Raw genomic sequence first — 23,100 nt, forward strand, 5'->3', positions numbered from 1 at the left:
AACAAAAAGGTTTCCGCCCAGCTTAGCTTTTACTGTAGCGAATCGACTGCGTCGGCGGTAAAACTGCACGCAGCACTGAATTCGACATTACACAGAGGTTAAGCAAATGATGGTTTATCCAGTCAAACACAGTCCGCTATTGCGTCAGCCTGAGCATTTTATCGCCAGAGATGAACTAAAAGCCCTGGTGCAAAAGGTGACGCATAACCTGGTCAATATTAAAGATGAGACAGGCGAATTTTTATTGCGACTGGACGACGGACGCGTGATCGATACTAAAGGCTGGGCCGGATGGGAGTGGACGCACGGCGTGGGCCTGTACGGAATGTATCACTATTACCAACAGACCGGCGACCAGACGATGCGTAAGATCATTGATGACTGGTTTGCCGATCGTTTTGCGGAAGGCGCGACGACGAAAAACGTTAATACGATGGCGCCGTTTTTAACGCTGGCGTATCGCTATGAAGAGACGCGTAATCCAGCGTATTTACCGTGGCTGGAAACGTGGGCCGAATGGGCGATGAATGAAATGCCCCGTACCGATCACGGCGGAATGCAGCACATCACGCTGGCGGAGGAAAATCATCAGCAGATGTGGGACGACACGCTAATGATGACGGTGCTGCCGCTGGCGAAAATCGGTAAACTGTTGAACCGGCCGGAATATGTGGAAGAGGCAACCTATCAGTTCCTGCTGCACGTGCAGAATTTGATGGATAAAGAGACGGGGCTGTGGTTCCACGGCTGGAGCTATGACGGTCATCATAACTTCGCTAACGCTCGCTGGGCGCGCGGCAACAGCTGGCTGACCATTGTGATCCCGGATTTTCTTGAACTGCTGGACTTGCCGGAAAATAATGCCGTGCGCCGTTATCTGGTCCAGGTACTGAATGCGCAGATCGCCGCGCTGGCGAAATGTCAGGATGAAAGCGGTTTGTGGCATACGCTGCTTGACGATCCGCACTCTTATCTTGAGGCGTCGGCGACGGCGGGTTTTGCCTACGGTATTCTTAAAGCGGTGCGCAAACGTTATGTCGAACGGCACTATGCGCAGGTGGCGGAAAAAGCTATTCGGGGGATAGTGAAACATATCTCGCCGGAAGGTGAACTGCTGCAAACGTCATTTGGCACTGGCATGGGCCACGATCTCGATTTTTACCGTCATATTCCGTTGACCTCTATGCCTTACGGGCAGGCGATGGCTATGCTGTGTTTGACGGAATATCTGCGTAACTATTTCTGATGTATGCGGATATTCCGGTCGTATCCTTGTCTGATGGCGCTTTGCTTATTTGACTATGGCGCCTGACCCGACTGTGTGGTATCAGCCTGTGGATCAAACAGGTGGTCAAGGATTTTTCGCATGATGGGCGCGGCGGTAACGCCGTCGCTTCCGCCGTTTTCCAGAATCAAGGCAATAGCGACCTTAGGGTTTTTATACGGTGCAAAAGCGGTATAAAACACATGATCGCGCAGGCGAATAGGGATCATTTTCGCGTTGTAGGTCTGATTTTCTTTCAGGCTAAACACCTGCGACGTGCCGCTTTTGGCCGCAATGCCGTAGGGCGCGGTGTGAAAGAACTTATAGCCCGTTCCGTTGGGTGCATTCGCCATGCCATACATCGCCTGACGCACCAGTCCCCAGTATGGCGACGCCGGATCGGCTATCTGTGCCGGTGTTCCTGAAGGACGATACGGAACCACCGTTTTGCCGCTCTCTTCATTGAGTAACAGGTGAGGGGCAATCACCTTACCGTTGTTGATGAGCGCCACCATCGCTTTTACCATCTGGATGGGGGTGGCAATCCAGTAGCCCTGGCCGATGCCGACAGAGATGGTATCGCCCTGATACCAGGCTTTTTTATGGACCCGCTGTTTCCATGCGCGGCTGGGAAGCAGCCCGTCATACTCTTCATTAAGGTCGATGCCCGTCGGTTTGCCATAGCCGAACTGAGACAACATCGTGTCGATACGGTCAATACCCATCATATAAGCGACCTGATAGAAAAAGGTATCCGCAGATTCCTCAATCGCTTTAGTGACATCCAGCATACCGTGTCCGGTTTTTTTCCAGTCCCGGTAATGCCGCTGCGTGCCGGGAAGCGTCCAGGTTGGCGCGCCAAAGAAGGTGGTTTGCGGCGTAATAATCCCGCTTAACAGCGCGGACATCGCCATATAGGGTTTAACCGTTGACGCCGGAGGATAAAGCCCTTGCGTCACGCGGTTGATCAGCGGCAGATTTTTATCGTGCAGCAGTTTGCCGTAATCCTGATAGCTAATGCCTTTTACAAAGGGGTTCGGGTCGTAGCTGGGCATAGATACCATCGCCAGCACTGAACCATCGTGCGGATCTTCAACCAGTACGGCAGCACGCTGCCCGGCCAGCAAACTTTCAATGTACTCTTGTAAATGGAGATCCAGCGTCAGGTGAATGTTCTTACCCGCGATGGGAGGAACGTCTTTCAGCAGGCGGACAATACGCCCGTGATTATCCACCTCGACCTCCTGATAACCGGTTTTGCCATGAAGATCGTTTTCGTAGTAACGCTCAATCCCCTGTTTACCGATGTTATGGTCCGCCGCGTAATTCTCTGCCAGCCCTTTTTTATCCAGCGCTTTAAGGTCGTTATCGTTTATCTTTGACACGTAACCGAGAACATGCGCCAGCTCCGCGCCGTAAGGATACTGCCGATCCTGATAGCTATTGATCGTGACGCCGTTGAAATGAAACTGATTGACCGCAAAGCGTGCGATTTCAACATCCGTTAGCGCGTTTTTGAGCACCACCGGACGATAGCGGCTACTGGATTTTAGCGCATGGCGAAAGTCGGCGATATCATCGGGGGAGAGATCAACAATAGGGGTGAGCTGTTTTAGCAGCGCATCCATATCGGCAATTTTATAGGGCGTAACCGCGATATCATACCAGGTTACGTTACGCACCAGCGGAATGCCGTTGCGATCGTAAATGATGCCGCGCGTGGGCGCGACGGGTAGCATCTTGATATCGTTCTCATTCGAACGGGTGGTGTAGTAGTGGTGCTGGCGGATTTGCAAGTTATAGAGGTTGAAGATCAGGATACCAAAGCAGACAACCACTACACCAAACGCCACAATCACACGTCTCAGGAAGAGTTTCTCTTCCGCATCAAAGTCTTTAAAAGTCATTACCTGTACCTGAACAATCCGCCGCCTAATGATACGGGGCGGTCAGCGCCAGCACAGGTAAAAGATGTTCCATCTCTCTATAGAAATGTGTCATTCCTTGTGATTTGTTACAGATATACCGCTGTGGCAATAAAAAGGCCTGAGTCCGTTATCCGGAGTCAGGCCTGATGATGTTAACGACGGCGCATTTACATGCGTTCTACGGTTTCGATACCCAACGTATCCAGACCCAGTTTCAGCGTCTTCGCCGTCAGTTGCGCCAGTTTTAGGCGGCTATTGCGAACCGCGTCATTCTCGGCGCTGAGAATAGGGCAGTGCTCGTAGAAGCCGGAGAACAGCCCGGCGACGTCATACAGATACGCGCACATGACGTGCGGCGTACCTTCACGCGCGACCACCGTCAGGGTTTCTTCAAACTGCAGCAAACGGGCAGCGAGCTGCGCTTCGCGATCTTCGCTAATGATAACCGGCGCGCTCGCCAGCGCCTGCTCGTCGATGTCCGCTTTACGGAAAACAGACAGCACACGCGTATAGGCATACTGCATATAAGGAGCGGTATTGCCTTCGAAAGCCAACATATTATCCCAGTCGAAGATATAGTCAGTGGTGCGATTTTTTGACAGATCGGCGTATTTCACCGCGCCAATACCGACGGCGTTAGCCAGTTTTTCCAGCTCGTCAGCCGGCATATCCGGGTTCTTCTCCGCCACCAGACGACGCGCGCGCTCCAGCGCCTCATCCAGCAGGTCCGCCAGTTTCACCGTACCGCCCGCGCGAGTTTTAAACGGTTTACCGTCTTTACCCAACATCATGCCGAACATGTGGTGTTCCAGCGGAACGGAATCCGGTACATAACCGGCTTTGCGCACAATGGTCCAGGCTTGCATCAGGTGCTGGTGCTGACGGGAGTCAATGTAGTAGAGCACGCGGTCGGCGTGCAGCGTTTCGTAACGGTATTTGGCGCAGGCGATATCGGTAGTGGTATACAGATAACCGCCATCTTTCTTCTGAATAATGACGCCCATCGGGTCGCCTTCCTTGTTTTTAAACTCATCAAGGAAAACCACCGTTGCGCCTTCGCTTTCAACCGCCAGGCCTTTGGCTTTCAGATCGGCGACGATGCCCGGCAGCATCGGATTATACAGACTTTCGCCCATCACATCGTCACGCGTCAGCGTGACGTTCAGACGATCATAGGTGATCTGGTTTTGCGTCATCGTGATATCAACCAGCTTACGCCACATCTCACGGAAATAGGCATCACCGCTCTGCAATTTGACGACGTAGTTACGCGCGCGCTCGGCAAACGCTTCATCTTCGTCATAATGCTTTTTCGCATCGCGGTAGAATCCTTCGAGATCCGCCAGCGCCATGTCGCCCGCGTTTTCCTGCTGCTGTTTTTCCAGCCAGGCGATAAGCATACCGAACTGGGTGCCCCAGTCGCCGACGTGGTTAGCGCGAATAACATGATGGCCCAGAAACTCCAGCGTGCGCACTGCCGCATCGCCAATGATCGTGGAGCGTAGATGACCAACGTGCATCTCTTTCGCGACATTGGGCGCGGAGTAGTCGACGACAATCGTCTGACGAGTCGGCTGAGAAACGCCCAGACGTTCGGAGGCCAGCGCCTGTTGCACCTGTTCAGCGAGAAAAGCCGGTTCGAGGAAAATATTGATAAAGCCAGGGCCGGCGATTTCAACCTTGCTGGCGATGCCGCTGAGATCCAGATGAGTCAGCACCTGCTCTGCAAGTTGTCGGGGGGCCATACCCAGTTTTTTCGCAACTGCCATCATGCCGTTGGCCTGATAGTCGCCGAACTGAACTTTGGCTGACTGACGAACCTGGGGCTCGCAATCTGCAGGCGCGCCTGCAGCAATCATGGCCTGACTAACTTTTTCTGAGAGAAGAGCCTGAATATTCACCGGAATACCTTACGTTTATGAAGCGGGCTGTATTACCCGCGCCAGTTTAAGAATTAGGGCGGGAGTATACTGCAAATGCCCGTTGGCGTCAGCATTGCGCGCGCGGCGCGTCGCCTGAAATATACGCAACAATAATCTGCATAAGCATTCAATAAACGCCCAACCAAATCAAAGGTTGGTTGCCGGGGCGCAACAGCGTAAATTAGCGGTTTTCACAGCAAGAAGAGCGTCCTGATATGGCGAACTGGCAACACATTGATGAACTGCATGATATTTCCGCAGATTTACCGCGATTCACTCTGGCGTTCAGAGAACTTTCCACTCGCCTTGGTCTGCAGATTAGCGCCCTTGAGGCCGATCACATTTCATTGCGCTGTCACCAGAATACGACGGCGGAGCGTTGGCGTCGCGGTTTTGAACAATGCGGCGAGCTACTGTCGGAAAATATCATCAACGGCAGGCCGATTTGTCTGTTTAAACTGCATGAACCGGTATGTGTGGAACACTGGCGGTTTTCTGTTATTGAATTACCGTGGCCGGGAGAAAAACGCTATCCACACGAGGGGTGGGAGCATATTGAAATCGTGCTGCCCGGCGAGCCGGAGACCTTGAATGCGAGGGCCCTGGCGTTGTTGTCGGATGAGGGGCTTAGTCAGCCGGGGATAGTGGTTAAAACCAGTTCGCCACAGGGCGAGCATGAACGTTTGCCAAACCCTACGCTGGCCGTGACCGATGGCCGCGTCACGGTAAAATTTCATCCATGGTCGATTGAAGCGATTGTCGCCAGCGAACAGGCGGCCCATTAACCTGCCGAGCGGAGTGAATATGGCGTTACTTGAGATCTGTTGTTACAGCATGGAATGCGCGCTCACCGCGCAGCGAAACGGCGCGGATCGTATCGAACTGTGTGCCGCGCCGAAAGAAGGCGGGCTTACGCCTTCGCTGGGCGTCTTACGCAGCGTGCGCGAGCATATTACGATTCCCGTACATCCGATTATTCGTCCTCGCGGCGGGGATTTTTATTACACTGACGGCGAATTTGCCGCCATGCTGGAAGATATTCGCCTCGTCAGAGAGTTGGGTTTTCCCGGGCTGGTTACTGGCGTGTTGACCGTTGATGGGGATGTCGATATGTCGCGAATGGAAAAAATAATGGCGGCGGCCGGGCCGCTGGCGGTGACATTCCACCGCGCCTTCGATATGTGCGCTAATCCCTTCAATGCGCTAAAGAATCTGGCTGACGCAGGCGTAGCAAGAGTACTGACTTCCGGACAAAAAGCCGATGCGGCGCAAGGTTTATCAATAATTATGGAACTTATTGCCCAGGGGGATGCTCCAACCATTATGGCTGGTGCGGGGGTTCGTGCAAATAACCTGCAGAATTTCCTCGATGCCGGAGTACGGGAAGTACACAGTTCCGCCGGAGTCTTACTGCCTTCGCCGATGCGCTATCGCAATCAGGGGTTATCGATGTCTGCCGATATACAGGCGGACGAGTATTCTCGCTATAGAGTAGAGGGTGCGGCGGTCGCTGAAATGAAAGGAATCATTGTTCGCCATCAGGCCAAATGATTTTTACCGTTGCATCATGTCGCCCAATATGATGCTTGCTCGTACCAGGCCCCTGCCAATTCAACAGGGGCCTTTTTTTCTCCTTCATATTTCAAGCCGCAGCAGCGTTGGCCGCCTCGCGCACCCCGGTCACGTAGCTACCTACGTTCCCGGGGATTTGCTGCGTTGCCGCCTTGCTGCAACTTGAACTATTTTGGAGAAACGGTGCTATACGTAACGGTCATTCGGCAATCCATCACGGTTTACGCGCAATCAGCACCGCGCGCTGCGGGGCGGGATAGCCTTCCACCGTCTTGCTGCGATCGTTCGGGTCGAGGAAATCGGCCAGCGACTCGGTAACCATCCATTCGGTACGGCGCTGCTCTTCGGTGGTAGTGACGCAAACGTCAGCGATACGCACATCAACAAAGCCGCATTTTTCCAGCCATTTTTTTAATGCCGGCGCGGAAGGAATAAAATAGACGTTACGCATCTGCGCGTAGCGGTCACCCGGCACCAAAACGGTATTTTCGTCGCCGTCGATGACCAGCGTTTCCAGTACCAGTTCACCCTCGTTGACCAACTGATCTTTTAACTGCCACAGATGTTCCAGCGGCGAGCGACGGTGATAAAGCACCCCCATCGAGAAGACGGTATCAAATGCTTTCAGTGCCGGGAGTTGTTCAATGCCCAACGGCAGCAGATGCGCGCGCTGATCGTTACCCAACAGTTTACGCACCGCCTCAAACTGGCAGAGGAAAAGCTGTGTAGGATCGATGCCGACCGCCAGATGTGCGCCCGCGCCAATCATCCGCCACAGGTGATAGCCGCTGCCGCAGCCGACATCAAGGATCGTCCGGCCGGTTAAATCTGACAGATGCGGCAGTACGCGATCCCACTTCCAGTCTGAGCGCCATTCGGTATCAATATCTACGCCATAAAGCGAGAACGGGCCTTTACGCCACGGCATCAGATTACGCAGCAATGTATCAATACGCTTTAGCTGACCTTCGCTGAGCGGCGTTTCGCTTTCCGCCGTGACGCTGTGCAGTAAATCCAGCCGCCAGGGCGTAATTTCCGGTAAAAATTCTACCGCGTTCGACCACTGTTTAAACAAGCCATGCTGCTGCTCGCGTTGCCAGGCGGCAATCTGCGCGGGCAATGTTTCCAGCCAGTGGGAGAGATGATTTTTAGCAATGAGCTGATAAAAGTTACCAAACTCGATCATGCGGCAACTCCGGCTTTTAACGCGACAAGCGACCCGAAATTAAAGCACTGGAACCACAGTTCACTGTGTTCGAAACCCGCCTGACGCAGGCGCGCTTTATGTGTTTCCACCGAGTCGGTGAGCATCACGTTTTCCAGCATACTGCGCTTCTGGCTGATCTCCAGTTCGCTGTACCCATTAGCGCGTTTAAAATCGTGGTGCATGTTGAATAACAGCTCGCCCACTTTCGCGTCTTCAAAGCTAAATTTTTCCGACAGTACCAGCGCGCCGCCGGGATTCAACCCCAGGTAAATCTTATCCAGCAATGCCTGGCGTTCGGCAGGTTCAAGGAATTGCAGGGTAAAATTCAGCACCACCATCGAGGCGTTTTCAATAGTGATATCGCGGATATCGCCTTCAACAACTTCAACCGGCGTTGGCGCTTTATATGCATCAATATGGCGGCGGCAGCGTTCTATCATGGCCGGGGAGTTATCGACGGCGATAATGCGACAATGCTCATGGCGGATATTACGCCGAACAGACAGCGTCGCGGCGCCCAGCGAGCAGCCCAGATCGTAGACCTGCGTGTTCGGCTGCACAAAGCGTTCAGCCAACATGCCGATCATGGAGATGATGTTGGAGTAGCCTGGTACCGAACGCTGAATCATGTCGGGGAAAACTTCGGCTACTCGTTCATCAAAAGTCCAGTCGCCGAGACGGGCGATAGGCGCAGAAAAAAGCGTGTCGCGGTGAGACATAACGTATACATCCGGGAAAAATAAAGGCGCATATTGTGCGCTAATACAGGGAGAAAACCAACTCCCAGGGCATATACCACAGGTTTGCCAGCACCATCAGCAACAATGCGCACCAGGTCGCGCTCATCCCCGCCCGCCGCCAGCGGAACAGGCGGTGGTGAAAACCGTAATAATGCATCAGCCGACCGGCGATTAAAATGATGCCGCAGATATGCACCATCCACGTTTCGGCGCCGTTCATTTCCATAAACAGCAGCAGCACCAGCGCGACAGGAATATATTCCACCGCGTTGCCATGAATACGGATGGCGCTTTGCAATTCGCTAAAACCGCCGTCGCCATAGGCGACACGGTACTGCATTCGCAAGCGAACGACATTAAAAGAGAACTTCATTAATAATAACGCACCCAAAACGGCATACAGCGCGCTTACCATACAAACTCCCTTTTAAAATGGCTGATGGCACTGTCTATGATAGGGGGCATTTTCAGAAAAGAGAAGATTGCTGTGGAATGGACGGAGCAGTGCCGATTTCCGGTAAGACGCTGCGTAAATCATGCCAAAGCGTATTCACCAGTTCCGGCGCCTGCGCGATATCCGGAGTATGTAAAAACAGAAAAGGCGTGGTGGTCTGCCGCCACTGCGGGAGTTTCTGCAACCAGGCGGCGAAAAACTCACGGTTTTGCGCCATATTATCGCTACCGATAAAACGCACCATCGGGTGGCTGGCCGTCACGACTGCATGTACCGGGACTTTGGGTTTTTTTCGCTGCGCGTCGCGGACGGCCTCGCTGTGGGGATGGGCGGCATGTACCGGACGACTATCCAGGATCACGCGGTTTACGCCGCGCGCGTGTAACCCGCGATTGAGCCGCTGTTCATCCTCACCTTTGTCAAAAAAACACGGATGACGAACTTCTACGCCATAGGTAAACGTGGCGGGGAGCGCATCAAGAAACTGCCATAAGGCGGGGAGATCGCGCGGTCCAAAGGCGGCGGGCAACTGCAGCCAGTATTGGCCAATACGCGTTTCCAGCGGCGCCAGGCGGGTAAAAAACGCCTGTACCAGATCGTCGCAATGACGCAGCGCGGCCTGGTGAGAAATGGTGGCGGGAAATTTAAAGCAAAAACGGAAATCGTCCGTAGTTTGCGCATACCAGCGATCGACAATTTCCGCTTTCGGCAGCGCGTAAAGCGTGGTGTTGCCCTCCACGCAATTAAAGTGGCGGGCATACTCTTCCAGACTGGTGATGCCGAGCCGCGCCCATTTCGGGTGCGACCATTGCGGCAGGCCAATGTAGATCATAAGGCGTTTAAAATATCCTCTACGCTGCGTACCCGGCCAATGCGCGGGAAAATATGCGTCATACTGCTCTGATGCTGCTCACTGCTGGCGGCGCTACAGGCATCTTCGGCAATAATAAGGTTAAATCCTAACTCCCAGGCGTTGCGCGCTGTGGATTCGACGCCGATATTGGTTGAGATCCCGCACAATATGATGGTGTCGATACCCCGGCGGCGAAGCTGTAATTCCAGATCGGTGCCGTAAAACGCGCCCCACTGGCGTTTAGTCACTTCCAGATCGCTGTCCTTTTTACCCAATGCCGTAGGCCAGGTCCACCAGTTTTCCGGCAACGCGTGCGCAGGCGTTGCGGCATCCACCGGCTGTTTTAACGCTTCGGCATAATCATCAGACCATCCGACGCGTACCATAACCACGGGCGAGCCGTTGGCACGACACTTTTCCGCCAGCCGCGCGGCGCGGGCGACCACCTCATTTGCCGTATACGGGCCGCCGGCAAACGGAAGAATTCCTTCCTGTAAATCAATAACCACCAGGGCGGTTGTGGTCGCGTTGAGTTTCAGCATGATAATCACTCTCCTAAAAATAGCGGATTTCACTACACCTTAAGCGCGATTAAAGAGGAAAGCGGCGACAAATATTGTTAATTTTTGTGAGCATACGCAATACCCGCGTGAAAAACCCGGGTACAGTCAGTATGAACCAGGCGTCGATACCGCATGAAACGGGCAAGTTATCGCTCCCATGCTGGATTGACTCTTATCGTGCGGCAGAATTTCCAGTATAATAGCCGCCTTTTTTCATCCAGTTGTGACATACAGCTAAAGCTGCGACTTCGTCGCCTGCATGGCAGGCAACAATCCGCCTGCGGCTAAGTTAAGGGATATCTCATGCGTACAGAATATTGCGGACAGCTACGTCTGTCCCACGTGGGGCAGCAGGTGACTCTGTGTGGTTGGGTCAACCGTCGTCGTGATCTTGGCAGCCTGATCTTTATCGATATGCGCGACCGCGAAGGTATTGTGCAGGTGTTCTTCGATCCGGATCGTGCGGACGCGTTAAAGCTGGCCTCTGAACTGCGTAATGAGTTCTGCATTCAGGTTACGGGCACCGTGCGTGCGCGTGACGCGAAAAACGTCAATGCGGATATGGCGACCGGCGAAATTGAAGTGCTGGCGTCCTCTCTCACTATCATCAACCGCGCAGACTCACTGCCGCTTGACGCTAACCACGTTAATACCGAAGAGGCGCGTCTCAAGTACCGCTATCTGGATTTGCGTCGTCCGGAAATGGCGCAGCGCCTGAAAACTCGCGCCAAAATTACCAGCCTGGTGCGTCGTTTTATGGACGATCACGGTTTCCTTGATATTGAAACGCCGATGCTGACCAAAGCCACGCCGGAAGGCGCGCGCGACTATCTGGTGCCTTCGCGCGTGCACAAAGGTAAATTCTACGCGTTGCCGCAGTCGCCGCAACTGTTCAAACAGCTCCTGATGATGTCCGGTTTCGACCGTTACTATCAGATAGTCAAATGCTTCCGTGATGAAGACTTACGTGCTGACCGTCAGCCGGAGTTTACTCAGATCGACGTCGAGACCTCCTTCATGACCGCGCCACAGGTGCGCGAAGTGATGGAAGCGCTGGTGCGCCATTTGTGGCTGGAAGTGAAAGGCGTGGATCTGGGGGATTTCCCGGTCATGACGTTTGCCGAAGCGGAACGTCGCTACGGTTCCGACAAGCCAGACCTGCGTAACCCGATGGAACTGGTAGATGTCGCTGACCTGCTGAAATCGGTAGAGTTCGCGGTCTTCGCGGGCCCGGCTAACGATCCGAAAGGCCGCGTGGCAGCGCTGCGTGTGCCTGGCGGCGCACAGCTTAGCCGTAAGCAGATCGACGATTATGGTAACTTTGTTAAGATCTACGGCGCGAAAGGCCTGGCGTATATCAAAGTTAACGAGCGCGCGAAAGGTCTGGACGGGATTAACAGTCCGGTGGCCAAGTTCCTGACCGCCGACATCGTCGACGCTATCCTTGAACGTACCGGCGCGCAGGACGGCGACATGATCTTCTTCGGCGCAGATAACAAAAAAGTGGTTGCTGATGCGCTGGGCGCGCTGCGTCTGAAACTGGGCAAAGACCTGAGCCTGACCGACGAAGACAAATGGGCGCCGCTGTGGGTGATTGACTTCCCGATGTTCGAAGACGACGGCGAAGGCGGTCTGACCGCGATGCACCATCCGTTCACCGCCCCGCGTGACATGACGGCGTCTGAACTGAAAACTGCGCCGGAAGAAGCCGTCGCTAACGCTTACGATATGGTGATTAACGGCTATGAAGTGGGCGGCGGTTCGGTGCGTATTCACAACGGTGAAATGCAGCAAACCGTATTTGGTATTCTCGGTATCAATGAGCAGGAGCAGCGCGAGAAGTTCGGCTTCCTGTTGGATGCGTTGAAATACGGTACGCCGCCGCATGCGGGCCTGGCGTTTGGTCTGGACCGTCTGACCATGCTGTTGACCGGCACCGATAATATTCGTGATGTTATCGCCTTCCCGAAAACGACCGCCGCCGCGTGTCTGATGACCGAAGCGCCGAGTTTCGCCAACCAGGCAGCGTTGACGGAGTTGGGGATTCAGGTTGTAAAGAAAGCCGAGAATAACTGATATGAACAATGTACACGACATCATTCGCGTGATATCGCGGCGGCCCGCAGGGGCGAGTCTCATCCGTCACCCAACAGCCAACAACGAGGTCGCGTGAAGGATAAAGTGTACAAGCGCCCCGTTTCGGTCCTGGTGGTTATTTTCGCGCAGGATACGAAACGGGTGCTAATGTTGCAGCGACGCGACGACCCGGATTTTTGGCAGTCAGTGACTGGCAGCATAGAAGAAGGGGAGACCGCGTTGCAGGCCGCCGTACGTGAAGTCAAAGAGGAGGTCACGATTGATGTTGCGGCAGAGCAACTGACCTTAATCGACTGCCAACGTACGGTGGAGTTTGAAATTTTTTCACATTTACGTCATCGCTATGCGCCGGGCGTCATGCACAATACAGAATTCTGGTTCTGCCTTGCGTTACCGCATGAGCGGCAGGTGATATTCACTGAACATCTGACGTACCAGTGGCTTGATGCACCTGACGCGGCGGCGCTTACCAAGTCCTGGAGTAACCGGCAAGCGATTGAAGAGTTTGTCATTAACGTCGCCTGAAAAGGCGCGCTTTTTTTGAGGAAATATTTATGGCAGGTCATAGTAAATGGGCCAACACCAGACATCGTAAAGCTGCGCAAGATGCCAAGCGCGGTAAAATCTTCACTAAAATTATTCGTGAACTGGTAACGGCAGCTAAATTGGGCGGCGGCGATCCGGATGCCAACCCGCGTCTGCGCGCGGCTGTAGATAAAGCGCTGGCCAACAACATGACCCGCGACACTCTGAACCGTGCCATCGCTCGCGGTGTGGGTGGTGATGAAGACTCGAACATGGAAACCATCATCTATGAAGGTTATGGTCCTGGCGGCACGGCCATTATGATTGAGTGTCTGAGTGACAACCGTAACCGTACCGTAGCGGAAGTGCGTCATGCTTTTAGCAAGTGCGGCGGTAATCTGGGTACCGATGGCTCAGTGGCGTACCTGTTCAGTAAGAAAGGGGTCATCTCCTTTGAGAAAGGCGATGAAGACACCATCATGGAAGCCGCTCTGGAAGCCGGTGCGGAAGATGTTGTGACCTATGATGATGGCGCGATTGATGTTTACACTGCCTGGGAAGAGATGGGCAAAGTGCGTGACGCGCTGGAAGCGGCGGGTCTGAAAGCGGACAGCGCCGAAGTGTCCATGATCCCGTCAACCAAAGCGGATATGGATGCGGAAACCGCGCCGAAACTGCTACGTCTGATCGATATGCTGGAAGACTGTGACGATGTCCAGGAAGTCTACCATAACGGTGAGATCTCTGATGAGGTGGCGGCGACCCTGTAATGGTGCTGTTAAACGCCGGCGGGCAGGGGGTATAGCGTGTCGATTATTCTCGGTATTGACCCCGGCTCGCGCATTACCGGTTATGGCGTTATTCGCCAGGTAGGCAGACAACTGACCTATCTGGGCAGCGGATGTATTCGTACCAAAGTCGATGATTTGCCGTCTCGTTTGAAGCTCATATACGCAGGCGTGACGGAAATCATCACGCAGTTCCAGCCGGACTATTTTGCTATCGAACAGGTGTTTATGGCGAAGAACGCCGATTCAGCCCTCAAGCTGGGACAGGCGCGCGGCGTCGCGATTGTCGCCGCGGTCAATCAGGAACTGCCCGTGTTTGAATACGCGGCGCGTCAGGTGAAGCAAACCGTCGTCGGTATTGGTAGCGCGGAGAAAAGCCAGGTTCAGCATATGGTGCGCACGTTGCTGAAGCTCCCCGCTAACCCGCAGGCCGATGCCGCGGATGCGCTGGCTATCGCCATTACGCATTGCCACGTTAGCCAGAACGCGATGCAAATGAGCGAGAGCCGACTCAATCTGGCGCGGGGAAGGTTGCGCTAAATCATTCTCCCTCAGCCTCGCGTTGAGGGGTTTCAATTCCACAGGCACTAATTAATTCTAAATTGGGATGTTGCCACAGGCTGGCTGGCGTCACCGTCTTACGATCCCACGGGATTGAACCTAAAAACCAGAACTTCCAGAAGGCGAGTTTCGCATCAGGATTGCTGTGAAGTAATTCTTCGAATGTCTCAATATCGCCTACCGGAATACATAATGCTTCTTTATAGATATCAAACACAAATTTCGAGCAGAACTGGCGCGATGACTCGTATTTAAACCCCGTGTGATAAAACTTATTCAGCCGGGCGGGAACCTGTTCCATGATGGCGAGTTTCTGTTCGACCGTCAGACCGCCGCACAGGCGACGAACCGCGTAACGTTGTCCGGCTGAACGTTGTATAAACAGTGACAGCGTGGTGACGGTTGAGAGGGGGACGCGACTTTCCGCCACCAGATAGTCATCACCATTATGACCAATAATAATCCCAACATGGTTGCTCCAGCACTGTGAAGCGGTGGATATCTGGCCGAAAAGCGCGGCACCTATACAGGTAAAGACGATATCCCCGGTTTCATATTGGACAGAATAATGTTTTTTCATCTCTGCATTCCATTATTTGAAATAAATTCCTTTTATTTATTCTACAGGGTAGTTAGCATTATACCAAATAAATGACAAGCCTTAGTGTCATCGAAATATGTATGGTGAATATTTCATTTATTGGAATTAATGTCGCAAATATATTTGGGGGGGATTAAGGTGGTAAATTTCTCATCATCTGATCTCTCATATTGACAGGGAGTATGACGTGGTTGATGATAAACCAATGAGAATAGGTTGGGTATTTTATTTTTCTTATATTTTTGTTGCTATTACCTTTCATCTGTTTATTAGTTTTTGTTATTGTTTGAGTATTGATATGGCAGAGGCTAATACTGTTGTTTTTTTATTAAAGCCAGGGACGATTTCATTATTATTTTTGCTTCTCCCTGCCAGGCGGTTCAGGACCAGACTGTTGGCAACATTGAGTTCAGTTTTCATTACCTTAGTATTTAACCAGTGGCATTTGGTTGCCGGGAATAAAGAACTGGTTTTGTGCCTGCAGGCAGCGTGCTTTATGGCTTTCCTGACTATGACATCGGTAAAAAAATCCGGGTGGATGATTAGCGCATCATTATTTTTGGTTTGTGCGGCCGGAACGATTCGCCAGTGCTGGCTGGAACAGCTGTTTAACGCTGCCGATATATATATTGTTGATGATGGGCGGAGCTGTGGCGCCAGCGGCCACTGCTTCCAGTATATTGCAGCAAAAGGCCGTGGGTTAGCAGCAAAACGACAGGCACTTTTTAGTAGCGAAGAGTATGTGAATATTTATTATAGTTATTCAGAAGGGATGCCAGCCGTGAATTTCGATGGCATGAAAAATGAGTTTGTACAATATTTATTGTGTCATGGCGAATTAAAATCTGTTGCGCGCGACGATAAAACAACATGCGATTAAATTCAGCGCTAGTGGTTAATATTATTAAATCTATTCTCGGGTCTGTTTTTTTGGAGGCCCGATGTTCCGCTGTTGGCATTCGTACTGGATACATTATTAGTGTTATCAGGATACTCATTATTGAAGACTACCGAACGTGCGCCACGGCATGTTGGCAAAAAGTTATTCGCGTAGGACGCAAAAAGTTGTCAATGAGTGTACGACTTATTTTGTACGCAGCGGGGAGCGTACCCGTCGTTAACCATCACGGGTTGTTGGAGTAGAGAAATATCGGGATACGTGTTTTTCATCTGGATAAACATCCAGTCTTTTTTTATGATAGTGCATTATCTTTTCAGCCCTTTACGCAGGAGCGTCATGTGATAGGCAGACTCAGAGGCATTATTCTCGAAAAACAACCCCCGATCGTGCTGCTGGAGACAGGGGGAGTAGGCTATGAAGTACATATGCCTATGACCTGCTTTTACGAGCTGCCGGAGGCCGGGCAGGAGGCAATCGTCTTCACCCACTTCGTGGTGCGTGAAGATGCGCAGTTGCTGTACGGATTTAACAATAAGCAAGAGCGCACGCTATTTAAAGAGCTAATTAAAACGAATGGCGTCGGGCCTAAGCTGGCGCTGGCGATTCTCTCCGGCATGTCGGCGCAACAGTTCGTCAATGCGGTTGAGCGCGAAGAGCTTGGCGCACTGGTGAAGCTGCCGGGTATCGGCAAGAAAACTGCCGAACGATTGATTGTCGAAATGAAAGACCGCTTTAAAGGGCTACATGGCGATCTCTTTACGCCAGCGGTCGACTTGGTATTGACGTCGCCGGCCAGCCCAACCTCGGAAGATGCAGAACAAGAAGCAGTTGCTGCGCTGGTGGCGCTGGGTTATAAACCGCAAGAAGCCAGTCGGATGGTAAGCAAGATCGCCCGTCCGGATGCAAGCAGTGAAACACTGATTCGCGACGCGTTACGCGCCGCGTTATGAGGTAAAGGATGATAGAAGCAGATCGCCTGATTTCAGCAGGCGCCACGATCGCAGAAGACGTCGCCGATCGCGCCATTCGCCCGAAGTTATTGGCGGAATATGTCGGCCAACCGCAGGTGCGCTCCCAGATGGAGATCTTTATTCAGGCGGCAAAACTGCGTGGCGACGCACTAGATCACTTGCTGATTTTCGGCCCGCCAGGGTTAGGTAAAACGACTCTGGCGAATATCGTTGCCAATGAAATGGGCGTCAATCTCCGAACCACGTCCGGCCCGGTGCTGGAAAAAGCAGGCGATCTGGCGGCTATGCTCACCAATCTTGAACCGCATGATGTGCTGTTTATTGATGAGATTCACCGGCTTTCACCGGTGGTGGAAGAGGTACTCTATCCGGCGATGGAAGATTACCAGTTGGATATTATGATTGGCGAAGGGCCTGCTGCACGTTCAATTAAGATCGATCTGCCGCCGTTTACGCTCATTGGCGCGACGACGCGCGCCGGGTCGTTAACGTCCCCGCTACGCGACCGTTTTGGTATTGTGCAGCGCCTGGAGTTCTACCAGGTGCCCGATCTGCAGCACATCGTCGGGCGCAGCGCAAGGCACATGGGGCTTGAGATGAGCGATGACGGCGCGCTGGAAGTGGCGCGTCGGGCGCGCGGTACGCCGCGTATAGCCAACCGCCTGCTCAGACGTGTGCGTGATTTCGCCGAGGTGAAGCATGACGGGGCTATTTCAGCGGAAATTGCCGCGCAGGCGCTGGATATGCTGAACGTCGATGCGGAAGGGTTTGACTATATGGATCGCAAGCTGCTGCTGGCGGTTATTGATAAATTCTTCGGTGGACCGGTCGGCCTGGATAACCTGGCGGCGGCGATTGGCGAAGAGCGTGAAACCATTGAGGATGTGCTGGAGCCGTATCTGATTCAGCAAGGTTTTTTGCAGCGCACGCCGCGTGGGCGTATGGCAACGGTGCGCGCCTGGAACCATTTCGGGATCACGCCGCCAGAGATGCCTTAGCGCCTGAAGTCGCTGCGCTCATCAGACCTGGGCGATTTTGTAGGCCCGGTAAGCGCAGCGCCACCGGGCAACACACGCTTAGCTTGCCTGCTTTTTCATCATACTGAAGATAAACAGCAGCGCGGCACACAGCACTACGGATGGCCCTGCCGGGGTATCATAAAAGGCTGAGAAGGTCAGTCCACCTGTAACCGCTATCATACCTACACCAACGGCGACGCCCGCCATCTGCTCCGGCGTACGGGCAAAGCGACGCGCGGTTGCGGCGGGAATAATCAGCAGCGACGTAATGATCAGCGCTCCGACAAACTTCATCGCCACGCCAATAGTTAACGCCGTTACCAGCATCAATAGCAGCTTCACGCGCTGTAACTTCACGCCATCGACAAAGGCAAGATCCGGACTGATAGTCATTGACAGCAAGTTGCGCCACTGCCAGAAGAGAATGGCCAGCACAATAACGACCCCAATAGCGATCGAGATAAGATCTTCCGGCGTGACGGCCAGCAAATCGCCAAACAGATAAGCCATTAAATCAACGCGGACGTTGGACATCAGGCTGACCACGACCAGTCCTAAAGATAAGGCGCTGTGCGCCATAATGCCCAGTAAGGTATCAATCGCGAGGTGAGGGCGTTTCTCCAGCCATACCAGACCGGCGGCCAGCAGCAGCGTAACGGCGATTACCGCATAAAAGGGGTTAACGTCCAGCAACAGGCCAAAAGCCACGCCCAGAAGCGACGCGTGAGCCAGCGTATCGCCAAAATAGGACATCCGACGCCAGACCACAAATGAGCCCAAAGGACCAGCGGCGCACGCCAGCATCATCCCGGCCAGCCAGCCGGGCAGTAATAATTCAATCATGAGTGACCATTTCCCCGGCGCAGTACAATACGACCCTGTAAATCGTGGCGATGATTATGATGATGGCGATAAATCCCTAATTGCTCCGCGCCTCGCGGGCCAAACATAGAGATAAATTCCGGATGCATAGACACCACTTCCGGCGCGCCGGAACAGCAAATATGATGGTTCAGGCATAACACTTCATCCGTCTTTGCCATGACCAGATGTAGGTCATGCGACACCATCAGCACGGCGCAATCGAGTTCACGGCGCAGCTGATCGATAAGGTCGTATAACGCGACCTGGCCGTTGACATCCACGCCTTGCGTCGGCTCATCAAGTACCAGCAACTGCGGCCTGTTAAGCAGAGCACGCGCCAGCAGTACCCGCTGCGTCTCACCGCCGGAGAGTTTTTGCATGGGCGCGTCAATCAAATGTCCGGCCTGAACGCGTTTAAGCGCCGGGAGAATATCCGTTTTTTGCGTGCCGGGACGTAAACGTAAAAATCGGTTTACCGTCAGCGGAAGCGTGGTATCGAGATAGAGTTTTTGCGGGACATAGCCGATACGGAGTTGCCCGTTGCGCTTGATCACCCCTTCATCAGGGGCTACCAGTCCTAAAACCACGCGTACAAGCGTTGACTTCCCCGCGCCGTTAGGGCCGAGAAGCGTTAAAATTTTTCCGGGGCTCAATTCAAGCGACACGTCAGAGAGGACGCGGCGTTGACCAAATGAGACCGAGACGTTTTCCAGTGAAACTAAACTTGTCATGTTAATTTTAGGCTTGCAGAAGTGATAGAATGTTATAATATCACATTTCACACATTCATTACGATGATTAGTCGCATTATGTTACAGAAAAATACGCTTCTTTTCGCAGCATTATCCGCCGCGCTTTGGGGGAGTGCAACCCAGGCTGCCGACGCCGCCGTTGTCGCTTCGCTTAAACCACTTGGGTTTATCGCTTCCGCCATTGCTGATGGCGTTACGGATACGCAAGTATTACTTCCGGATGGGGCATCCGAGCATGATTATTCATTGCGTCCATCAGACGTAAAACGCTTACAGGGCGCGGACTTAGTCGTCTGGGTTGGCCCGGAAATGGAAGCTTTTATGGAGAAGTCGGTCAGGAATATCCCTGATAATAAGCAGGTTACCATTGCGCAACTTGCCGATGTAAAACCGTTACTCATGAAGGGCGCGGATGATGATGAGGATGAACATGCGCATACGGGCGCCGATGAGGAAAAAGGTGACGTACATCACCATCACGGCGAATATAACATGCATCTTTGGCTCTCCCCAGAGATAGCGCGGGCTACAGCGGTTGCAATCCATGAAAAATTAGTGGAACTTATGCCGCAAAGTCGAGCCAAACTCGACGCCAACCTGAAGGATTTTGAGGCACAATTAGCCGCAACCGATAAACAGGTCGGTAACGAGCTCGCGCCGCTCAAGGGGAAAGGGTATTTCGTTTTTCATGACGCCTACGGTTACTACGAAAAACACTACGGACTCACCCCACTCGGTCACTTTACCGTGAACCCTGAGATACAACCTGGCGCGCAGCGTTTACATGAAATAAGAACACAGTTGGTTGAGCAAAAAGCAACCTGCGTTTTTGCTGAGCCACAATTCAGGCCAGCGGTCGTGGAAGCCGTGGCGAGAGGGACATCCGTTCGAATGGGAACACTGGACCCCCTCGGGACGAACATTAAACTGGGTAAAACAAGCTATTCAGCGTTTTTAAGCCAATTAGCCAACCAGTATGCGAGCTGCCTGAAAGGAGATTAACGAGGAAGTGAATACGTGCAACAGATAGCCCGCTCTGTCGCCCTGGCATTTAATAATCTGCCCCGACCCCACCGCGTTATGCTGGGGTCACTTACCGTTCTGACACTGGCCGTCGCCGTATGGCGGCCCTATGTTTACCACCCAGAATCCGCACCAATCGTTAAAACTATTGAACTGGAGAAAAGCGAGATTCGTTCCCTCTTACCGGAGGCCAGCGAACCCATCGATCAGGCCGCGCAGGAAGATGAAGCTATTCCTCAGGATGAGCTGGACGATAAAACCGCAGGCGAAGTCGGCGTCCATGAATACGTCGTCTCCACAGGCGATACGTTAAGCAGCATTTTGAATCAGTACGGCATCGATATGAGCGATATTAGCCGACTTGCCGCTTCTGATAAGGAGCTGCGCAATCTGAAAATTGGCCAACAGCTTTCCTGGACACTGACCGCCGATGGAGATTTACAGCGTCTGACATGGGAAGTCTCCCGCCGTGAAACGCGTACCTACGATCGCACTGCCAACGGTTTTAAAATGAGCAGTGAAATGCAGCAGGGGGACTGGGTTAACAGTCTGCTGAAAGGTACGGTAGGGGGTAGCTTTGTCGCCAGCGCGAAAGAGGCCGGTTTAACCAGCAGCGAAATCAGCGCAGTGATAAAAGCCATGCAGTGGCAGATGGATTTTCGCAAGCTGAAAAAGGGCGATGAATTTTCGGTTCTGATGTCGCGCGAGATGCTGGATGGCAAGCGTGAACAGAGTCAGTTGTTGGGCGTGCGGATGCGTTCCGATGGTAAAGATTACTACGCCATTCGCGCCGCTGACGGTAAATTCTATGACCGTAACGGTGTTGGCCTGGCGAAAGGCTTTTTACGCTTCCCGACCGCCAAACAGTTCCGCATCTCCTCCAACTTCAATCCGCGCCGTCTGAACCCGGTTACTGGACGCGTTGCGCCGCATCGTGGCGTTGACTTTGCGATGCCGCAGGGTACGCCGGTGCTGTCGGTGGGGGATGGCGAGGTCGTGGTCGCTAAACGTAGCGGCGCTGCCGGTTACTACATTGCGATTCGTCATGGACGCACCTACACCACACGTTACATGCACTTGCGTAAGCTGCTGGTGAAACCGGGGCAAAAAGTGAAACGTGGCGATCGTATTGCGCTTTCTGGTAACACCGGGCGTTCCACAGGGCCGCATCTGCATTATGAAGTATGGATAAACCAGCAAGCCGTTAACCCTCTAACAGCAAAATTGCCGCGCACGGAAGGTCTGACGGGGTCAGATCGTCGTGAATACCTGGCACAGGTGAAAGAGGTTCTGCCACAACTGCGCTTCGATTAACAAATGCGCTGACAGAGCCGGTACGCGATGTGTGCCGGCTTTTTTGTTTTGTGTGAGACGCAGACGTCGCTACACTATTCACAATTCCTTTTCGCGTCAGCAGACCCTGGAAAAGCATGGAAACCAAAAAAAATAATAGTGAGTATATCCCTGAATTCGAAAAATCCTTTCGCTATCCGCAGTATTGGGGCGCCTGGTTGGGCGCTGCGGCAATGGCGGGGATCGCATTAACACCGGCATCATTCCGCGACCCTTTGCTGGCGACGCTGGGGCGTTTTGCCGGACGGCTGGGGAAGAGTTCTCGTCGCCGGGCGCTAATTAATCTGTCGTTGTGCTTTCCGCAGCGTAGCGAAGCTGAGCGCGAAGCGATTGTCGATGAGATGTTCGCCACCGCGCCACAGGCAATGGCGATGATGGCTGAGTTGGCGATGCGCGGTCCGAAAAAAATTCAACAGCGTGTTGACTGGGAAGGTCTGGAAATCATTGAGGAGATGCGTCGTAACGACGAAAAAGTCATTTTTCTCGTACCGCATGGCTGGGGCGTCGACATTCCAGCCATGCTGATGGCCTCTCAGGGGCAAAAAATGGCGGCGATGTTTCATAATCAGGGTAATCCGGTTTTTGACTATATCTGGAACACAGTGCGTCGGCGTTTCGGCGGACGTTTGCATGCGCGTAATGACGGGATTAAACCCTTTATCCAGTCTGTTCGTCAGGGCTACTGGGGTTACTACCTGCCGGACCAGGATCACGGCCCGGAGCATAGTGAATTCGTTGATTTCTTTGCGACATACAAAGCGACGCTGCCTGCAATTGGTCGGCTGATGAAAGTGTGCCGCGCACGCGTGATACCGCTTTTCCCGGTGTATAATGGTAAAACGCATCGCCTGACTATCCAGATTCGCCCGCCAATGGACGATCTGCTCACGGCTGACGACCACACTATCGCCAGACGGATGAACGAAGAGGTCGAAATTTTTGTCGGCCCGCATCCGGAACAGTACACCTGGATCCTGAAGCTGCTCAAAACCCGCAAGCCAGGCGAGATTCAGCCGTATAAGCGTAAAGATCTTTATCCCATCTGACTAGTCCTGATATAGGTTGACAGTTTTTTGTCTGTAAAACGCCTGATGAACATCATCGGGCGTTTTGTATTTCAGGGCCTGGTGTGGCCGTTCATG

General features: G+C 53.0%; 23 protein-coding genes. 13 read left to right on the forward strand and 10 right to left on the reverse strand.

The features are described from left to right. The first annotated feature begins 106 nt into the window (after positions 1–106). Positions 107–1,246, forward strand: coding sequence for a glycoside hydrolase family 105 protein (locus ACLJR2_RS18045; RefSeq protein ID WP_000989908.1), 1,140 nt, complete (start codon positions 107–109; stop codon positions 1,244–1,246). Between the two features lie 53 nt (positions 1,247–1,299). On the opposite strand, the gene mrdA is transcribed toward ACLJR2_RS18045, so the two are convergent. Together mrdA and argS are read right to left on the reverse strand one after the other, a co-directional pair. Beyond that, entirely contained in the window at positions 1,300–3,171 is a 1,872-nt protein-coding gene (gene mrdA / locus ACLJR2_RS18050; RefSeq protein WP_000142859.1) for a penicillin-binding protein 2, read from the reverse strand. 188 nt (positions 3,172–3,359) lie between these two features. Beyond that, positions 3,360–5,093: an arginine--tRNA ligase gene (gene argS / locus ACLJR2_RS18055; RefSeq protein WP_001025363.1), complete on the reverse strand. Its 1,734-nt coding sequence runs from the start codon at positions 5,091–5,093 to the stop codon at positions 3,360–3,362. A 236-nt stretch (positions 5,094–5,329) separates the two neighbouring features. On the opposite strand from argS, the gene ACLJR2_RS18060 reads away from it, so the two are divergent. Together ACLJR2_RS18060 and cutC are read left to right on the forward strand one after the other, a co-directional pair. After that, positions 5,330–5,899 carry a VOC family protein gene (locus tag ACLJR2_RS18060; protein WP_000024796.1) on the forward strand — a complete coding sequence of 190 codons (570 nt, stop codon included), beginning with the start codon at positions 5,330–5,332 and terminating at the stop codon, positions 5,897–5,899. 19 nt (positions 5,900–5,918) lie between these two features. Beyond that, the gene (cutC, locus tag ACLJR2_RS18065; RefSeq protein ID WP_001185780.1) at positions 5,919–6,665 is read left to right on the forward strand and encodes a copper homeostasis protein CutC; all 747 of its coding nucleotides are present in this window, start codon (positions 5,919–5,921) and stop codon (positions 6,663–6,665) included. Positions 6,666–6,900: 235 nt separating this feature from the next. Here the strand turns inward: cutC and cmoB are convergent, their stop codons facing one another. Genes cmoB through ACLJR2_RS18090 form a run of 5 tightly spaced genes read right to left on the reverse strand, consistent with a single transcriptional unit; the run spans position 6,901 to position 10,482 of the window. Then, positions 6,901–7,872 carry a tRNA 5-methoxyuridine(34)/uridine 5-oxyacetic acid(34) synthase CmoB gene (gene cmoB / locus ACLJR2_RS18070; protein WP_000569024.1) on the reverse strand — a complete coding sequence of 324 codons (972 nt, stop codon included), beginning with the start codon at positions 7,870–7,872 and terminating at the stop codon, positions 6,901–6,903. Beyond that, positions 7,869–8,612, reverse strand: a complete 744-nt coding sequence (cmoA, locus tag ACLJR2_RS18075; protein ID WP_000019609.1) for a carboxy-S-adenosyl-L-methionine synthase CmoA — start codon at positions 8,610–8,612, stop codon at positions 7,869–7,871. The genes cmoB and cmoA overlap by 4 nt, the downstream gene beginning before the upstream one ends. A gap of 40 nt (positions 8,613–8,652) precedes the next feature. Next, complete coding sequence (locus ACLJR2_RS18080) at positions 8,653–9,048, reverse strand: MAPEG family protein (RefSeq protein WP_000252975.1); 396 nt, start codon at positions 9,046–9,048, stop codon at positions 8,653–8,655. 52 nt (positions 9,049–9,100) lie between these two features. Then, entirely contained in the window at positions 9,101–9,919 is an 819-nt protein-coding gene (locus tag ACLJR2_RS18085) for a DUF72 domain-containing protein (protein WP_000639226.1), read from the reverse strand. After that, entirely contained in the window at positions 9,916–10,482 is a 567-nt protein-coding gene (locus tag ACLJR2_RS18090) for a hydrolase (protein WP_000916144.1), read from the reverse strand. Before ACLJR2_RS18090 ends, ACLJR2_RS18085 begins: the two co-directional genes overlap by 4 nt. Before the next feature lie 324 nt (positions 10,483–10,806). Between ACLJR2_RS18090 and aspS the strand changes: the two genes are divergently transcribed. The 4 genes from aspS to ruvC all read left to right on the forward strand — a co-directional run bounded on the left by aspS (position 10,807) and on the right by ruvC (position 14,453). Continuing rightward, positions 10,807–12,579, forward strand: coding sequence for an aspartate--tRNA ligase (gene aspS / locus ACLJR2_RS18095; protein WP_001258629.1), 1,773 nt, complete (start codon positions 10,807–10,809; stop codon positions 12,577–12,579). Positions 12,580–12,672: 93 nt separating this feature from the next. Next, positions 12,673–13,125 (forward strand): dihydroneopterin triphosphate diphosphatase, encoded by a 453-nt coding sequence (gene nudB / locus ACLJR2_RS18100; RefSeq protein WP_000653693.1) that lies wholly within the window; start codon positions 12,673–12,675, stop codon positions 13,123–13,125. 29 nt (positions 13,126–13,154) lie between these two features. After that, positions 13,155–13,895 carry a YebC/PmpR family DNA-binding transcriptional regulator gene (locus ACLJR2_RS18105; RefSeq protein ID WP_000907242.1) on the forward strand — a complete coding sequence of 247 codons (741 nt, stop codon included), beginning with the start codon at positions 13,155–13,157 and terminating at the stop codon, positions 13,893–13,895. A 36-nt stretch (positions 13,896–13,931) separates the two neighbouring features. Next, complete coding sequence (ruvC, locus tag ACLJR2_RS18110) at positions 13,932–14,453, forward strand: crossover junction endodeoxyribonuclease RuvC (protein ID WP_000022509.1); 522 nt, start codon at positions 13,932–13,934, stop codon at positions 14,451–14,453. Position 14,454: 1 nt separating this feature from the next. On the opposite strand, the gene ACLJR2_RS18115 is transcribed toward ruvC, so the two are convergent. After that, on the reverse strand, positions 14,455–15,054 hold the full coding sequence (locus ACLJR2_RS18115; RefSeq protein WP_000716750.1) for a YebB family permuted papain-like enzyme: 600 nt from the start codon (positions 15,052–15,054) through the stop codon (positions 14,455–14,457). 208 nt (positions 15,055–15,262) lie between these two features. Here ACLJR2_RS18115 and ACLJR2_RS18120 point away from each other — a divergent pair, with 208 nt between their 5' ends. The 3 genes from ACLJR2_RS18120 (at position 15,263) to ruvB (ending at position 17,945) form a co-directional block, all read left to right on the forward strand. Continuing rightward, positions 15,263–15,955, forward strand: a complete 693-nt coding sequence (locus ACLJR2_RS18120) for a hypothetical protein (RefSeq protein WP_000227325.1) — start codon at positions 15,263–15,265, stop codon at positions 15,953–15,955. Positions 15,956–16,314: 359 nt separating this feature from the next. Continuing rightward, positions 16,315–16,926, forward strand: coding sequence for a Holliday junction branch migration protein RuvA (gene ruvA, locus ACLJR2_RS18125; protein WP_000580335.1), 612 nt, complete (start codon positions 16,315–16,317; stop codon positions 16,924–16,926). Between the two features lie 8 nt (positions 16,927–16,934). Next, the gene (gene ruvB, locus ACLJR2_RS18130; protein ID WP_000568504.1) at positions 16,935–17,945 is read left to right on the forward strand and encodes a Holliday junction branch migration DNA helicase RuvB; all 1,011 of its coding nucleotides are present in this window, start codon (positions 16,935–16,937) and stop codon (positions 17,943–17,945) included. A gap of 78 nt (positions 17,946–18,023) precedes the next feature. On the opposite strand, the gene znuB is transcribed toward ruvB, so the two are convergent. After that, positions 18,024–18,809, reverse strand: coding sequence for a zinc ABC transporter permease subunit ZnuB (gene znuB, locus ACLJR2_RS18135; RefSeq protein WP_000571508.1), 786 nt, complete (start codon positions 18,807–18,809; stop codon positions 18,024–18,026). Continuing rightward, a complete protein-coding gene (gene znuC, locus ACLJR2_RS18140; protein ID WP_000203023.1) occupies positions 18,806–19,561 on the reverse strand; it encodes a zinc ABC transporter ATP-binding protein ZnuC in 756 nt (251 codons plus the stop codon). Before znuC ends, znuB begins: the two co-directional genes overlap by 4 nt. Before the next feature lie 78 nt (positions 19,562–19,639). Between znuC and znuA the strand changes: the two genes are divergently transcribed. The 3 genes from znuA to lpxM all read left to right on the forward strand — a co-directional run bounded on the left by znuA (position 19,640) and on the right by lpxM (position 23,004). After that, on the forward strand, positions 19,640–20,584 hold the full coding sequence (gene znuA, locus ACLJR2_RS18145; protein ID WP_000939597.1) for a zinc ABC transporter substrate-binding protein ZnuA: 945 nt from the start codon (positions 19,640–19,642) through the stop codon (positions 20,582–20,584). A 15-nt stretch (positions 20,585–20,599) separates the two neighbouring features. Continuing rightward, positions 20,600–21,919 carry a murein DD-endopeptidase MepM gene (mepM, locus tag ACLJR2_RS18150; protein ID WP_001184028.1) on the forward strand — a complete coding sequence of 440 codons (1,320 nt, stop codon included), beginning with the start codon at positions 20,600–20,602 and terminating at the stop codon, positions 21,917–21,919. A 116-nt stretch (positions 21,920–22,035) separates the two neighbouring features. Next, on the forward strand, positions 22,036–23,004 hold the full coding sequence (lpxM, locus tag ACLJR2_RS18155) for a lauroyl-Kdo(2)-lipid IV(A) myristoyltransferase (RefSeq protein ID WP_000448400.1): 969 nt from the start codon (positions 22,036–22,038) through the stop codon (positions 23,002–23,004). Positions 23,005–23,100 lie beyond the last annotated feature (96 nt).

The organism is Salmonella sp. SAL03688 (assembly GCF_046551895.1).
In the GTDB taxonomy this organism is placed as follows: domain Bacteria; phylum Pseudomonadota; class Gammaproteobacteria; order Enterobacterales; family Enterobacteriaceae; genus Salmonella; species Salmonella enterica.

Coding starts and splice junctions, on each gene's coding strand:
- ACLJR2_RS18045 (WP_000989908.1), top strand. CDS start 107: ATGATGGTTTATCCAGTCAAACACAGTCCGCTATTGCGTCAGCCTGAG.
- mrdA (WP_000142859.1), bottom strand. CDS start 3,171: ATGACTTTTAAAGACTTTGATGCGGAAGAGAAACTCTTCCTGAGACGT.
- ACLJR2_RS18060 (WP_000024796.1), top strand. CDS start 5,330: ATGGCGAACTGGCAACACATTGATGAACTGCATGATATTTCCGCAGAT.
- cutC (WP_001185780.1), top strand. CDS start 5,919: ATGGCGTTACTTGAGATCTGTTGTTACAGCATGGAATGCGCGCTCACC.
- cmoB (WP_000569024.1), bottom strand. CDS start 7,872: ATGATCGAGTTTGGTAACTTTTATCAGCTCATTGCTAAAAATCATCTC.
- cmoA (WP_000019609.1), bottom strand. CDS start 8,612: ATGTCTCACCGCGACACGCTTTTTTCTGCGCCTATCGCCCGTCTCGGC.
- ACLJR2_RS18080 (WP_000252975.1), bottom strand. CDS start 9,048: ATGGTAAGCGCGCTGTATGCCGTTTTGGGTGCGTTATTATTAATGAAG.
- ACLJR2_RS18085 (WP_000639226.1), bottom strand. CDS start 9,919: ATGATCTACATTGGCCTGCCGCAATGGTCGCACCCGAAATGGGCGCGG.
- ACLJR2_RS18090 (WP_000916144.1), bottom strand. CDS start 10,482: ATGCTGAAACTCAACGCGACCACAACCGCCCTGGTGGTTATTGATTTA.
- aspS (WP_001258629.1), top strand. CDS start 10,807: ATGCGTACAGAATATTGCGGACAGCTACGTCTGTCCCACGTGGGGCAG.
- ACLJR2_RS18105 (WP_000907242.1), top strand. CDS start 13,155: ATGGCAGGTCATAGTAAATGGGCCAACACCAGACATCGTAAAGCTGCG.
- ACLJR2_RS18115 (WP_000716750.1), bottom strand. CDS start 15,054: ATGAAAAAACATTATTCTGTCCAATATGAAACCGGGGATATCGTCTTT.
- ruvB (WP_000568504.1), top strand. CDS start 16,935: ATGATAGAAGCAGATCGCCTGATTTCAGCAGGCGCCACGATCGCAGAA.
- znuB (WP_000571508.1), bottom strand. CDS start 18,809: ATGATTGAATTATTACTGCCCGGCTGGCTGGCCGGGATGATGCTGGCG.
- znuC (WP_000203023.1), bottom strand. CDS start 19,561: ATGACAAGTTTAGTTTCACTGGAAAACGTCTCGGTCTCATTTGGTCAA.
- znuA (WP_000939597.1), top strand. CDS start 19,640: ATGTTACAGAAAAATACGCTTCTTTTCGCAGCATTATCCGCCGCGCTT.
- lpxM (WP_000448400.1), top strand. CDS start 22,036: ATGGAAACCAAAAAAAATAATAGTGAGTATATCCCTGAATTCGAAAAA.